The organism is Paraflavitalea sp. CAU 1676 (genome assembly GCF_029223285.1).
Taxonomy (GTDB): domain Bacteria; phylum Bacteroidota; class Bacteroidia; order Chitinophagales; family Chitinophagaceae; genus Paraflavitalea.
Genome location: NZ_JARHUJ010000002.1, coordinates 196,997 through 211,286 on the forward strand (window position 1 = coordinate 196,997; position 14,290 = coordinate 211,286).

General features: G+C 50.6%; 10 protein-coding genes. 8 read left to right on the top strand and 2 right to left on the bottom strand.

Translation table 11 applies throughout. From position 1 onward, the window contains the following. The first annotated feature begins 13 nt into the window (after positions 1 to 13). A complete protein-coding gene (locus tag P2H89_RS05560) occupies positions 14 to 2,113 on the top strand; it encodes a carboxy terminal-processing peptidase (protein WP_275825576.1) in 2,100 nt (699 codons plus the stop codon). A 309-nt stretch (positions 2,114 to 2,422) separates the two neighbouring features. Here the strand turns inward: P2H89_RS05560 and P2H89_RS05565 are convergent, their stop codons facing one another. Together P2H89_RS05565 and P2H89_RS05570 are read right to left on the bottom strand one after the other, a co-directional pair. Continuing rightward, complete coding sequence (locus tag P2H89_RS05565) at positions 2,423 to 2,905, bottom strand: DUF983 domain-containing protein (protein WP_275825578.1); 483 nt, start codon at positions 2,903 to 2,905, stop codon at positions 2,423 to 2,425. 13 nt (positions 2,906 to 2,918) lie between these two features. Then, entirely contained in the window at positions 2,919 to 3,803 is an 885-nt protein-coding gene (locus P2H89_RS05570) for an AraC family transcriptional regulator (protein ID WP_275825579.1), read from the bottom strand. 257 nt (positions 3,804 to 4,060) lie between these two features. Between P2H89_RS05570 and P2H89_RS05575 the strand changes: the two genes are divergently transcribed. The 7 genes from P2H89_RS05575 to P2H89_RS05605 all read left to right on the top strand — a co-directional run bounded on the left by P2H89_RS05575 (position 4,061) and on the right by P2H89_RS05605 (position 14,281). Continuing rightward, the gene (locus tag P2H89_RS05575) at positions 4,061 to 5,137 is read left to right on the top strand and encodes a hypothetical protein (RefSeq protein ID WP_275825580.1); all 1,077 of its coding nucleotides are present in this window, start codon (positions 4,061 to 4,063) and stop codon (positions 5,135 to 5,137) included. Positions 5,138 to 5,235: 98 nt separating this feature from the next. Further along, on the top strand, positions 5,236 to 7,656 hold the full coding sequence (locus tag P2H89_RS05580) for an ABC transporter permease (protein WP_275825581.1): 2,421 nt from the start codon (positions 5,236 to 5,238) through the stop codon (positions 7,654 to 7,656). Positions 7,657 to 7,917: 261 nt separating this feature from the next. Next, positions 7,918 to 10,239 (top strand): T9SS type A sorting domain-containing protein, encoded by a 2,322-nt coding sequence (locus P2H89_RS05585; protein WP_275825582.1) that lies wholly within the window; start codon positions 7,918 to 7,920, stop codon positions 10,237 to 10,239. 173 nt (positions 10,240 to 10,412) lie between these two features. Then, positions 10,413 to 11,273 (top strand): helix-turn-helix domain-containing protein, encoded by an 861-nt coding sequence (locus P2H89_RS05590; protein WP_275825583.1) that lies wholly within the window; start codon positions 10,413 to 10,415, stop codon positions 11,271 to 11,273. A 100-nt stretch (positions 11,274 to 11,373) separates the two neighbouring features. Then, positions 11,374 to 12,153: an alpha/beta hydrolase gene (locus tag P2H89_RS05595; protein ID WP_275825584.1), complete on the top strand. Its 780-nt coding sequence runs from the start codon at positions 11,374 to 11,376 to the stop codon at positions 12,151 to 12,153. 156 nt (positions 12,154 to 12,309) lie between these two features. Further along, positions 12,310 to 13,068 (top strand): AraC family transcriptional regulator, encoded by a 759-nt coding sequence (locus P2H89_RS05600; protein ID WP_275825585.1) that lies wholly within the window; start codon positions 12,310 to 12,312, stop codon positions 13,066 to 13,068. Between the two features lie 25 nt (positions 13,069 to 13,093). Then, positions 13,094 to 14,281, top strand: a complete 1,188-nt coding sequence (locus P2H89_RS05605) for an NAD(P)/FAD-dependent oxidoreductase (protein WP_275825586.1) — start codon at positions 13,094 to 13,096, stop codon at positions 14,279 to 14,281. Positions 14,282 to 14,290: the final 9 nt, after the last annotated feature.

Consider the following 14,290-nt stretch of genomic DNA (forward strand, 5'->3'; position numbering starts at 1 on the left):
AAACAATTCAAGTATGATTATGCGTAGTGGTTTTCAGTTGGCGATCTGTACCTGTTTGCTTTTGGTGGCTCAGTCTCCTTCCTCCTTCGCTCAGAAAAGTAAAGTGACCGAAAACGTCGATCTCGTTTTCCACAATACAACCGATATGTTGCAGCATATTCACTATGCGCCTAAAAAGCTCGATGATAAATTCTCCGCGCAGGTGTTTACTGCTTATCTCGAACAGCTCGATCCCGGCAAACGGCTGTTTCTCCGGGAAGACCTGCAGGAGTTCAAGAAATATCAATCGCAGCTTGATGATGAGATGAAGGGCAAAGTGGTTCAGTTCTATAAGGTCGTCAATACCACCTTCCGTCAACGGTTGAAGGATGCAGAAACGACGATGGAAGAGTTGTTGAAACAGCCATTCAAATTCAATACGAACGAAGTCTATAATTCCAATACAGAGAAGCTCGATTATTGTAAATCGGTTGACGACCTGAATAAGCGCTGGCAGAATTACCTCAAATTCCAGGTGTTGGGTCAGTATGAGGACATGCTCGATATCCATGCGCGTGATACGGCCAATAAGCTAAGCGATGCGCAGATGGAAGAGAAGGCGCGCGAAACCATTCTGCGCATCGAGAAAAGGAATTTCGCCAACCTGCAGAAACTTACTACCGACGAAGAAGCTTTCAATACCTACGTCAACAGCATTACCAACCTGTACGATCCCCATTCAAACTATTTCCTGCCGGTAGATCGCCGCGAATTCCAGGAAAGCCTCAGTGGCGTGTACTATGGCATTGGCGCTTTGTTGCAGGATATGCAGGGTAAGATCGGCATTGCCGAACTGATGATAGGTGGCCCAGCCTGGAAATCGGGCCAGGTCGAGAAAGGTGATGTTATTGTGAAAGTAGCGCAGGGCGGCGGTAAGCCGGCCGATGTGGCAGGGTTAGCCATGAGTGAGGTGATCAAGCTCACCCGTGGCCAGCAGGGTACAACGGTTACCATTACCTTCCGCAAACAGGATGGATCACTGAAAGACGTTACGCTGAAACGCGAAGCCCTGCAACTGGAAGATACCTTTGTGAAGAGTGCCATCATCGAAGACTCCGTGAAGCTGGGGTATATATCATTCCCGAAATTCTATACCGACTTCGGCGATGCCAATGGCCGCAGTTGTGCGGCCGATATGGCCCGCGAACTGGCACGTCTGCAACAAGAGAACGTTAAAGGTATTATCATCGATATCCGCGACAATATCGGCGGCAGCCTGGGAGAAGTGATCAATATGATCGGTCTCTTCATCAAGGAAGGTCCGGTGGTGCAGGTGAAGGGCCCCGTAGGCGAACCCTATGTTAGCCGCGTAAAAGGCAAAACAGCTTTGTACGACGGTCCGCTGGTAGTACTGGTGAATGAAATGAGTGCTTCTGCGGCAGAGATATTTGCAGCTGCTATCCAGGATTATCACCGGGGCATCATCATCGGCAGCAGTTCTACCTATGGCAAGGGGTCCGTACAACGTCCCTTCGGCATCGGTGACAACCGCGTAGGCGGTGGCAACCCCAATACCGACCTGGGTACCTTGCATGTTACTTTGCAAAAATATTACCGGATCACCGGCGCAGCAACGCAGTTGAAGGGTATTGAACCCGATATCAAACTGCCTGGTATCTACGAGCCATACAAGATGCAGGAAAAGAACAATCCTACCGCGCTGGCCTGGGATACCATTCAGGCCGTGCCCTTCGAAACCCTGGATGGCCAGGGCGTGATCAGTAAAACGGTAGCGATGGCCGGTCCGCGTATGCAGCAGGATACTACCTTGCTTTCGTTAAGTAAAAACCTGCACTGGATGCAGAGCAGGAACGGCATTTATGCCCTCCAGCTCGATAAATACCGCACCCAGGAGAAGGAAGTGCAAACCAAGGTAGGCGAAATCAGGAAACAACTGGTATCGGCCAAACCAATGGGCGTAAAGAATACGACCGATATGGAAGAGTCGCTGAAGAGCAAGGAGCAGTTCAAGAACGAGAGCAATAAGGCCTGGATCAATTCATTGAAACGTGACCTGTTCCTGTCGGAGGCGGTGTACGTCATGTACGATTTCCTCAAGCTCGCGAATAGCTAAGCGAAAGAACGCATACAACATAATCAAAGAGCCGGGAAGCTGATCCCCGGCTCTTTGCATTTTACCGGCTGCTGGGTATGCTGCAACCGGGAGGCAACAGGTGTTTACCGCTACAATCGGTGCTTTAACCGGTATTTACCGGCGTCTGCCTAAACCCGCTTGCATCGCGGCGTTTGTGATCGTAGTTTTGTTATGCCATGAAGCAATAATCACTAATAACTAATTACTCTTTTCCCGGTAGGTATAAAGGTGCACCCACGAGAGGTCGTCTGCTGAATGAAACATTCAGGAGAGGGCCTCTTACCGGTTTTACCAGGCATTCATGTGATCTTTATTGATGCGTTCGGGTTGCTCGGGCGCAATATTCTTCCAGTTGGGATCAAACCGTACGAAGAAGGCGATCCATATTGAGCGTGCGAGGCGCATGAGTATGGGTTGCAGACCAATGAGGATGATACCATTGACGGCCATCCAGTAAAAGAAACGGTTGTCCTGGGTGCTGAAACCGATCAGTACCCACCAGGCTACCAGGGTAGTTACGCTGATGGCGATCGATAAACCATAGCTTACATAACTGGAGCCGTAATAGAATCCAACCTCCAGGTCGAAGGGCTGGGCACACACCGGGCAGGTTTGGTGCATCTTCATCGTCTTTTTCAGTTTGTAGGGATTGGCTTCTACAAACATGTTGCCGGTGCGGCAGCGTGGACATTTGCATTTGAATACATTCAACACGCTGGGATGTGATTCGCCGGAAGTATTGGCCATAACGGGCATATTTAAGTTGTCCATGATCGGATCATTTTCAATGAGAAAATTGTTTTCGGAACTCATCGGGCGTTGTGCCCGTATATTTTTTAAAGAACCGGTTGAAATAAGAGTTGTCCTGGAAGTTCAGGTTGTACGCCACTTCGGTAACCGTGAGGCTGGCATTTGTCAGCAATCTTTTCGCTTCGAGCAATACCCGGTCACGGATGATCTCGCCGGCTGTTTTACCCAGCAGGTCCTGGCACAGGGCATTGAGGTGATTGGGCGTTACATACAGCAGGTCGGCGTATTCTTTGGGCAAACGCATGGTGCGGTAATGTGTATCGATGAGTCGCCTGAAACCTCTTAACAGCACCAGCTTTTGCTGCGGAATGCCTTTGTTGCTTTGCGCAGCGGCAGCCTCATCGACCAGCATGAACAGTTGCAGCAGCAATACGCGCACCAGGTCGGCCGCTTGTCTCCATTCGAGCGAAGCGTTGTGCAGCAGCGATTCGAACAGGGTAGCAGCCTCTTTATGAACAGTGGCCGGCAAGGGGCATACGCCCTCTTCGCTGATACCACTGAAGAAGGGAAACCTTTCAATGTATTGCGGATTCAACAGGAAGGGCTTGAAGAAGCTCTCCGAAAAGTTGATGATATACCCGTCGGCTTTTCCTTCAAAATGCCAGCTGTGCACCTGGCCGGGCGTCATGAAATACACCTGGTAAGGCTGTACGTCAAAATTGGTGAAGTCGATGGAGTGACTGCCCTTACCCTTTGTGAACATGACCAGGTGATAGAAGGAATGCCGGTGGGGGAAATGCAGTTTGGCATAGTACTTATCCAGGTACAGCGACAGCCTGTCGGCCAGGAACTCCTCATTGGCGTCTTTTTCCTGGCTGATGCTGCAGATATCGTACACGGGTATCGGTTCCCTGGGCATGCTGATGAATTGTAGCGCAAAGCTACACTTGAAAAGTGCAATAATTATGGCATCATTCAAAGGATTGATGGTACTATTTACTGATTGAGGGTACGGGACGGGCGGAGCGCAGACATTGATGGCTGGGCAGGGGAGGGTTCGTCAGAACGGATCTGGTGCAGTGCAGTTTCAGTAGTCTTTTCTATTCGAGATTAGTAATGGCGCTGAGTATTACAAAGTTGTGAACAAAGGTCGGAATTGTTTTAAATTAGGGAAAAATGCAAGTGAGAGATTTTTCTGAGGTGTTTTGGTATGGGGGTAGAGAGCCGGAGCCGAGAAGTCTCCAGTTAACTTGGTTACTGGAATTTGCTCGAAAATATTTGAATGTTTATCAAAATGTAAAGCCAGGTTGCCCCACCGTTGAATTGGATATTGTCAATAATTCGAAGTTTGAGGCTGCTGCTGCATCACGAGATGGTCGGTATTTTATTGGAATTAATAAGGGGGTACTAGAAATCGCAAGCAACATTTTTAACCGGATGCTTGCGAGTAATAAGCTATTTATTGACATAGGGGACCCCACTTTGGAAAGCGAAACAGTTAAAACGGTTTCGACTATTACAGACTCAAAAGAGCTTGATAAAAAAGAATTTGTTGTTCCGAAAGACGGGTTAAGGAAGAAGTTTGCCGACGAACTATGTCGTCAACTTTTTAATTTTATTGTGTTTCATGAATATGGTCATATTTGTCACGGTCATAGTGATTTTATAAATGCATTGAATCAGGGAGAGGGGGTGATATATGATATGTTCGAAAGTGGCCAAATTGACTATCTGGATTGGCAAACAACGGAGATGGATGCGGACAGTTTTGCAACAAATGCTGGGGTGTATTTTTTGAGGGCTGTAACAAAAATGCCAGGGTTGGCCGCTCAAGAATTTAATCGGTTTTATGGCGATCTCAAATCTGCAATTAGAATCTGGATTTTCGCTGTCTATACATTTAATCGGATGTTTATTTTGAGGAATAATCAAAAGTCCCTTTTTCAAGAACATCCTCCACACAGTGTTCGAAATATGCTCATTATGAACAATGTTGTTGTAATTGCTAAGTTGTTTTATGGGGAGGAGTTTTCCAAAGAAATTGCAAAAGTTTGTTGGGATTCTGCTGTTGAGGTAGAAAAGGCTTTTGGTGAAATATCACAAGATGGAATCAATTGGTGGTCAATTAGATTTGCCTTGCAACCTGATCCTAACGATTTAAACAAGCTAATAAGGCACAATTGGAATAAGGTAAGGCCTTTGCTTGAGCCATTTGCTATGGTTCCTCTCCCCGCACTTGTTAATGAACAATAAATAGGATAGAACGGACTGCCGCTGATGCCGGTTTCTGCCGGTAAATATTGCTGTGCGTTAATCGATTATGTAGTAAATTCCCAAATCAATACTAACCCATGATCCGCAACATCCTGCTTGTTACCTGGCGCAACCTGGTGCGTCATAAAGTCTATTCTTCCATCAACATCCTTGGTCTGGCTTTGGGCATTGCCGCCTTCCTGCTTTTGGGGGCTTATGTAGCCTTTGAAAATAGTTATGACCAGGAGCCGGCCGATGCGCAGCATATCTACCGGGTGGAAAGCCAATTTTACAAAGGCAACGAACTTACCGACGACTGGGCTACCAGTACCAATGGCTATGCCCGCGCCATGTATGAGAACCTGCCGGGCATTGCCTCCTATACGCGTATCGACTGGCATAGCTCCGAAAGGGTAGTGCGTTACCAGGACATCAAATTCCGGGAAGAGCGGGTCGCGATGGCCGACAGCAATTTTCTCACCTTCTTCGGTTATCCGATGCTGCAGGGCGATGCGGCTACAGCCCTCCAGGGGGTAAACAGCCTGGTGATCTCCGAATCGGCGGCCCGCAAGTACTTTGGCGCTGCCGATCCCATGGGTAAGATACTGGAAGTGTCTACGCAATCGCATATCTATCCCTGTATAGTAAAAGGCGTGTTCAAGGATCTTCCCAAAAACTCCACCCTGCAGGTCAATTTCCTGATCTCCTGGGCAACCTCCAGCAAATGGACCCGTGAGTTTTGGTACCAGCATGGCAGCTATACCTACCTGAAATTGCAACCTGGTACGAATGCTGCCGTTGTGGAAAGCGGTTTCCCGGCACTGGCAGAGCGTTATAAGACCGGCCCTGCCCTCAAAGACCTCAAGTGGGGCGTGCACCTGGTGCCGCTGCAGGACATTCACCTCAATGCGGCCAAATTATATGAAATAGAGCCCAAGGGCAATCGCTTCTTTGTGGGCTTCCTGAGTGTGATTGCTTATGTGATCCTGCTCATCGCTTACATCAACTATATCAACCTGGCTACCACCAAGTCGCTCGATCGGGCTAAAGAAGTCGGTATCCGTAAAGTGAGTGGGGCGCCGGTGGCGCAGCTGGTATTCCAATTCCTGCTGGAGTCGATATTGTTGAACGGGCTGGCCCTGGTCATGGCCATTGGGCTGGTACTGGCTTCGCTTTCCTGGCTGCCGGGCTTCCTCAATGCCAATGAACTAGGCGGACTCCTGTTCAACACGGCGATCATAGGCCGCACTGCTCTTGTATTTGTAGTGTGTACCTTGTTATCGGGCATTTATCCGGCGATGGTATTGGTGAAATTGAAGCCTATATCGGTATTGAAAGGTAAGTTCTCGTTCTCTAAAAAAGGGATATTGCTGCGCAAGGGCATGGTGGCTTTCCAATTTGTGGCTTCCATATTACTCATTGCCGGTACGATTGCCGTTTACCGACAGGTCGATTATATGACCAGTCAGCAAACGGGTGTCAACATTGATCAAACCATAGTGATAAAAACGCCGGTTAAAACGGCTAACTATAAAGAAAAGTTCGGCAGCCTGCGCGAAGCGTTGCGCAGTACTGCCGGTGTGCAGGCTGTTACTGCGTCGGGCGCAGTGCCCGGTAAGGCCGTAGGGATGTCATTGGCCAACCGCCGCTTTGGCGCTTCGGCAGCCGAAGAACGTACCTATGAGATGTTGAAGGTGGATCATGAATTTATCAGCCTGTATGGCCTGCAACTGGTGGCAGGGCGCGCTTTCGACAAAGCACGGCCGGCAGATTCCACCGGACTGGTGATGAACGAATCGGCCGTGAAGCAATTCGGCTTTGCTTCGCCGGAGGCGGCGATCGGCCAAAAGGTATGGCTAGAAACCCTTACCGAAAAACCCAATGAGGTCATCGGCGTTATTAAAGATTATCACCAGCAATCACTGCAGCAAAGCTTCACCCCTTTCATCCTGTTCATGGACAGGAAGCTGGACTGGATACCATTCGAACACTTCTCGGTAAAGGTCAATGCCACGAACATGCGCGACAAAGTGGCTTCCCTGGAAAAAACCTGGAATCAGTTCTTCCCCGAGTCTTCCTTCGACTATTTCTTCCTCGATGACTTCTATGGCCGCCAGTACCAGCAGGAATTGCACTTCAGCCGTAATTTCCTGGTATTCTCTTCGCTGGCGATCTTCATTACCTGCCTGGGGTTGTTGGGGCTTACTGCTTATGCTACGGCACGGCGTATCAAGGAGATCGGTATCCGGAAAGTATTGGGTGCTTCTGTGCAAAATATCGTTCTGCTGCTCAGCGCCGATGTAATACGCCTGATATTGGTGTGCAGCCTGATCGCATTACCGGCCGCGTGGCTCCTCATTGGCAAGTGGATAGAGGGATATGCTTTCAGGGCTTCGCTTACCTGGTGGCAATTTGTATTGCCGGTGCTGGTACTCGTAGTCATTGCGCTGGTTACTACCGCTTCGCTGACGGTTAAAGCGGCCCTGGCGAACCCGACGAAATCCCTGCGGGACGAATAAAGGCGGTACCTCTTTTTATAATTGTCAATATAACAAGTAAAGATACTCCTATAACAGGTTAATATCTGGTAGGTCATATTTGGGATGCCTTTGTACATTTAGTACTGGTAACTTCTCTCCACTTACTCCTTCCTTTTGCAAAGGGCATCCCTACCCATTTTACTGCGCAGTAAACAGGCGATCCATGCCCCGTGGCTATCATAGTCAACCGGGCAACGGACTCCGCTATGCATTTTTATTGCTCATATTAAACCTCGTTTTATGAATTTGGTAAAACTGTATCTATCTACTTGCTGTATTTTTTTATGTATCTCCTTAACGCAGGCGCAAACCAATGTAGCGCCGCTCGCCACTGCTACCACTTCGTATGTATCCTCCTGGGAAACGATTGCCGCTTTGAATGATAACTTCACACCCGCCAATTCGAACGACAAATCGCATGGCGCTTATGGCAACTGGAACAATCCCAACTCCCTGCAATGGGTGCAGTACGATTGGTCGCAAACCTATGCCGTTACGGCTATCCAGGTATATTGGTTTGATGACGCCGGTGGGGTGCTGACGCCCACGACCGCTTATGCCGAATACTGGAATGGATCGGCCTGGGTAAACCTGGGCAATGTGCCGCTCGTTAAAAATGCCTTCAATACGCTCAGCTTTGCATCGGTCAACCTGTCGCGCATACGCGTTACGATGCGCAACACGACGCAATCGACGGGATTGCTCGAATGGCGGGTGATGGGCACAGCCACCGGTGGAGGCGGTACCGGCAATCCGTATTCCTGGCCTTCGTACTCGCCCAATATCAGCTACAATTTCCGCGATGAGTTTCCTTCACTGCCCACGCCTGCCAATGTGCTCAATGATTGTCCGCAGGTAGTAGGCACCCAATCCTCACAATGGTGGTGTTTCCGTTGGGGACCCAATAAAAATTCATTGGTGACCACAGCGGCCATTACGCCCATGCTGGCGCGCATGAATACCGATTTCGCGTACTTCCGCGACCAGATGGGCTGGCCGCCCGACTTGCGTGCGAAGAATGGTTACCGCAGCGCGGTGTATCTCTATGGCTCCGGATTGTGTACCGACAATGCCCCCAATACAGCTTTAGGTGGCTGGCAGAGCGCCATTACCTACAATGGCACCAGCTGGCCCATGGTGCTGGCCTCTTATTATCCCATTTACAGTTTTGATCCGGCCTGTACTTATTCCGACCGGTTGTCTCAACAGGGCGCCATGGTGCACGAGGGCATTCACTCGCTACTGGCCGATCTGCCGGGTGTTAAACAATCGGCCTGGTTTCACGAAGGCGGCAATGTATGGCTGCAGCAAACAGCCGATGCGCGGCGCACGAACAACTTCAGTTCGATGGGCGACCTGAGCGGTACCGACTTCATTGCACCCTTTATGCCGATCGAATGTTATTCGGGCTGGTTGCAGGACGGCAGTTTCGGCGGGCCTTCTGCCGAAGGCGTGAACCGTTACAATTCGAGCGGACAGCAACTATGTACCTGGCGCACCTATTTGGGTGGTCACCAGTACAGCAGTTCGTTCCCCACCTTCCTTGGTAACGCCCTGGGCGATGGGGCAGTACCCTGGATATGGCGTAATTCGCCCACCCGTGTGCTCGCGGGCATAGCATCTGGTATTGGTACGGCGCAAACGCGGCGACTGATCACGGAGTACCGGGCCAAGCAGGCTTTGGTTGATTTTGGTCCGTGGAAGAATGCGATCCTGGCTTTGTTGAATGCACATTTCGGCCAGTCGATCGGCGCCGAATGGCAACCCTCGTGGATGAACCCGGCTGTTTGGACAGCCACACCGTATGTGGCTACTACTAATAGCAGCGGCCTGTTGACACCGGAGGCGCGTACCTTACCGGGCTGGTCGGGCGCCAACCAGATACCACTCAACGTAACGGGCAATATGGTAACGGTGAACTTTGAACCGATTGGTGCTAACATGACCTGTCAGCTCGTATACCGCACCACCACGGGTGTTCCGGTATACAGTCAGTGGGTATCCTCGGGCCAGGTAAGCCTGCGGCTCGACCAGGCGCCTGCCAATGGGGTGGTGATCGCGGTGATCACCAATACGGATCATATCTACAATGGCGAGAGCACTCGTACGGCTAAGTTCGATTACCGCCTGCGCCTGGTAACAGGCGTTACAGGTACTGCGAGTATCAACACCAAGTGGTACAACTCGGCCACGCTGGCTTCTTCGCGCATTGCCGGTAGCGCACAAGCGGGCGAAGTGGGCATCGATATGTCGAAGTACTGTAGCCATGCTTACCACAACACCCGCGAAGTGGTGGGGGTAAAGAAGATCATCAGTCCGAACAGGTTCCAGATGTATCCCAACCCCATAGCGGCGAACAATAAGTTGTGGCTGGAGTTCATTAACCCGGCCAGCGAGAAAACGGTCATCACCATTGTGAACCTGCAAGGCGTAAAGGTGTTTGAAACGCAAACGACCGGCAACAACTACGTGGTAGACCCGAAGCGCTTGTTGAGTGGCACTTATATCGTGCAGGTGAAGAATTCGACGGGCAGCACGACGCAGAAATTATTGGTGAAATAGAACTTCACTTTTTTCAATGGGTCTCAGCCGGGTGAATAAGGGCACCCGGCTGTTCATAGGTTTACATTTTCCGGCCCTCTTCCAAGGCTGCCTCGAGTAATATGGAGGCAGCCTTCTTTATGGAGTCCGGCGAATTAGTTGCCCCGTATCGCCTTTCACCCCATATTTGTGGGATGAAGTACAAGTACAGTGATGAGGCTACGGCCGGGCACCTGCTGTTGTTTGAAGGGGAGGAAGGATTTGACCGGCATTATTTCAGCCGCGACCGTGGCAATAAGTATTTTACGATCGCCTGGAACACGGGACCTGCGCAGTCGATCACGATCGATGGCGCGGAGCATGCGTTTCAGTCCAATAGCCTGGTAACGCTCTTGTTTGACCAGAGCTTTACCTTCGAGAAAGCGGAAGATATCCTGGCCTGGCAGTTCAACCGGGAGTTCTATTGCATCATCGATCATGACCATGAAGTGAGCTGTGTGGGATTCCTGTTTGGATCGACGGAGCATTTGTTCATCAACCTCGACGACGAGGCGGTGCATAAACTGAAATTGCTACGGGATATGTTCAAGGCGGAATTGAAGACCACCGACAATATTCAACACGAAATGCTGCAGGTACTGTTGAAACGGATGATCAGTTATGCGACGAGGCTGGCCCGGTCGGAGTTTGTGCCGGAGAAAAAGATCAAAGAAGACAAATACCACCTGCTGCGCCAGTTCAACCTGCTGGTAGAAACCCATTTCCGCCAGGAGCATTCGGTGAGCTTTTATGCTGATAAGCTGCATAAATCGCCCAAAACACTTTCAAACCTCTTTGCTACCTATAACCAGAAATCGCCTTCGCAGGTGATCCAGGAGCGGGTGTTGGTGGAGGCAAAACGGTTGCTGGCTTATACGCCCCGGTCAATCAAAGAGATTGCCTACGAACTGGGATTCGAAGATGCCGCCTATTTCTCCAATTTCTTCAAGAAACATACCCAGTCATCCCCCCTGGATTTCCGCAATCCGGCCCCCATTGCCAAAGTCGGGAAATAATTACAACCCGACGGGAAATCATTGCAAGTTCGCCCGCCCCTTTCCATGCCATCTTTGTGTCGTTGATAACAAACACAAAAAAACTTCAACAACAAATATCATGGAAAAGAAAAGCTTTAAGAACATCGTTTTGGCCGCTACCATCGCATTGACAGCAACAGCTACCAGCGTACAGCAGGCCTCCGCCCAGGAAATAAAGAATGTAGTATTGGTACATGGCGCATTTGCCGATGGTTCGGGTTACAAGGGCGTGTACAATGCCCTTACTAAAAAAGGATACAATGTGACCGTGGTGCAAAATCCCCTTAGCTCACTCGAGGATGATGTAGCAGCTACCAAAAGAGCGCTCGACCGGCAGGATGGCCCTGTAATTCTCGTAGGTCATAGCTGGGGCGGTGTGGTGATCACCGAAGCCGGCAATCACCCCAAAGTAGCGGGCCTCGTGTATATAGCCGCCTTCCAGCCCGACAAAGGCGAATCTGGTTTGCAATGGATACAAAGTGCGCCCGCTGCTCCGGAAAATGGCATCCAGGCGCCCGATGAAAATGGCGTAGTGTACTTTTCCAAAGAGAAATTTCATGCAGGTTTTGCAGCCGACATTCCCAAAGCTGAAGCCGACTTCATGTATGCTTCGCAAGGACCCTTCTTTGCCAAAGCATTTGGTACCCCTGTAACCGAAGCCGCCTGGAAAAACAAACCCTCCTTTGCGATCGTAGCCACCGATGACAAAGCCATCGTTCCCGAAATACAAAGGAATATGTACAAAAGATCGAACAGTAAGGTGACCGAGATCAAAGGAAGCCATGTGGTGTTCATCTCTCAACCCGAAAAAGTAGCCGCCGTGATCGTGGAAGCTGCTAAGGCGGTGAGTAAGCAATAACCAAAGGATATAAGAAAGGCACGCGCCGCATCGCCGAGGGTTGATGCGGCGCGTGTTTGTTTTTGTGTGCGGGCATTGAGGGTGATGCTTTGTTGTTGAGAGACGCCGTGTCAGGATACAGCCTGTTTTGTTTAATTTGCCTGCTTTCTTACAGCCATGACCAGCCATCAATTCGATTATAAAGTAATGCCGCCGCCTCCGGACCTGGCTCCGTTTGTGGAAAGCTATTGGATGCTGATCAACCAGGCCGATGAGCCTCGCGCCATCACTGTATTGCCCGACGGGCGTATTGACCTCATCATTTCCCGTTCGGCTACTGATCCTTTTCATATTGCATTGCTGGGGTTGGAAATAGGGCCCGCACCAACGATGCTGGCGCCGCAAACCATCATGTTTGCCACAAGCTTCCGGTTATTGGCTGTAGAATACCTGCTTAAGACCAGTGTGGCCGGATTGCTCAATGAAGGGCTCATGCTGCCGGCTGATCACTGGGGGTTATCAGAAAATGACCTGCGGGATTTTGACGGGTTCTGCGCTACCATGAATGCTATAATACGCGAGCGGATTACCGGCGAGCCCGATGGCCGCAAGGTGCAGTTGTTCGAACTGATCTATGCTTCGCAGGGAGAGATGCCGGTGAAAGAGCTGGCTGATAAAGTATATTGGAGCAGACGGCAGATCAACCGTTACTTTACCCAGCAGTTTGGACTATCCCTCAAATCATACTGCAGTATCCTCCGTTTCCGGGCAGCCTTTCCGCAGATCAAAGAAGGCAAATTGTTCCCGGAACTCAACTTCACCGATCAGGCCCATTTTATCCGGGAAGTAAAGAAGTTTGCCGGCGTTACGCCCCGTGCTTTACACAAGAATCAAGACGGCCGATTTATACAATTTACCACGCTGCCGCCGGAATAGCTTTGCATCATAAATCGTACATAAGATGATGACGAACATACTGACAGGGGCGGGCGTTTCGGCGGCTGCACAGGTAGCTATTATTGGTGGCGGTCCGGGTGGATTGACCCTTGCCCGCCTGCTGCAAATGAAAGGCGTTTCTGTGAAAGTGTATGAGCGCGATGCGGGTCCGCAGGTGCGCGTACAGGGCGCTACACTTGATCTGCACCATGAATCGGGCCTGCGTGCGTTGGAAGCGGCCGGTTTGCTCGAGGCTTTTAAAACCCACTACCGGCCAGGTGCGGACCATATGCGCATAACCGATCTGCACGGTACTATATTACTCGATGATCATAACGATTCAATTGATTCTACGTTCGGCGATGAGCATTTTCGTCCGGAAATAGATCGTGGTCCGCTGAGAAACCTGCTATTGGATTCCCTGGCGCCGGGTACGGTGGTGTGGGATAGTCAAATCACCGGCCTGGAAGCGCTCGACAATGGCTGGCTGCTGCAGTTTAGGGACGGGTCGCCAGTGTATGCAGACCTGGTGATCGGCGCCGATGGGGCCAATAGCAAGATCCGTCCGCATGTTACTCCAATAGGCCCTGTTTATGCTGGTATTACTGTTGTGGAGGGTACGGTATACGATGCTGCACAAACGACGCCCTTTTTGCATTTGCTGGTGAATGGCGGAAAAGTATTTGCCCTGGGCAATGGGCAATCGCTTATCCTGAGTGCGAAAGGGGATGGGAGTTTATCGTTCTATACCGGTTGCCGCCTGGCGGAAGATTGGGTGCACAGCAGCGGTATCGATTTTAAGCAGCCAGCGCAGGTGCTGGCCTGGTTCAAAGAGGCCTTTGCCGGCTGGGACCCGGTATGGCAAACCTTGCTCGACAATGACAAGGTATCTCTGGTGCCGCGTCCGCAATATTGTATGCCGGTGGATCAGCATTGGGAGGCTAAGCCGAATATTACCCTGCTGGGCGATGCGGCGCATGTGATGCCTCCCTATGCAGGCGAAGGGGTGAACATGGCCATGCTCGATGCGCTGGAGCTGAGTGAATGCCTAACGAGTAGCGCGTTTGATACGCTGCAGGCCGCAATCGCTCATTATGAAACGAACATGCGGTCGAGGGCATCGGTGGTGGCGCAGGTCACGCTCGACCAAACGGACGCCCTGCACCGGGAGGGGGCGCTGGAATACCTGCTGGAGATGATGAACGGGCACTAGTTCAAACGA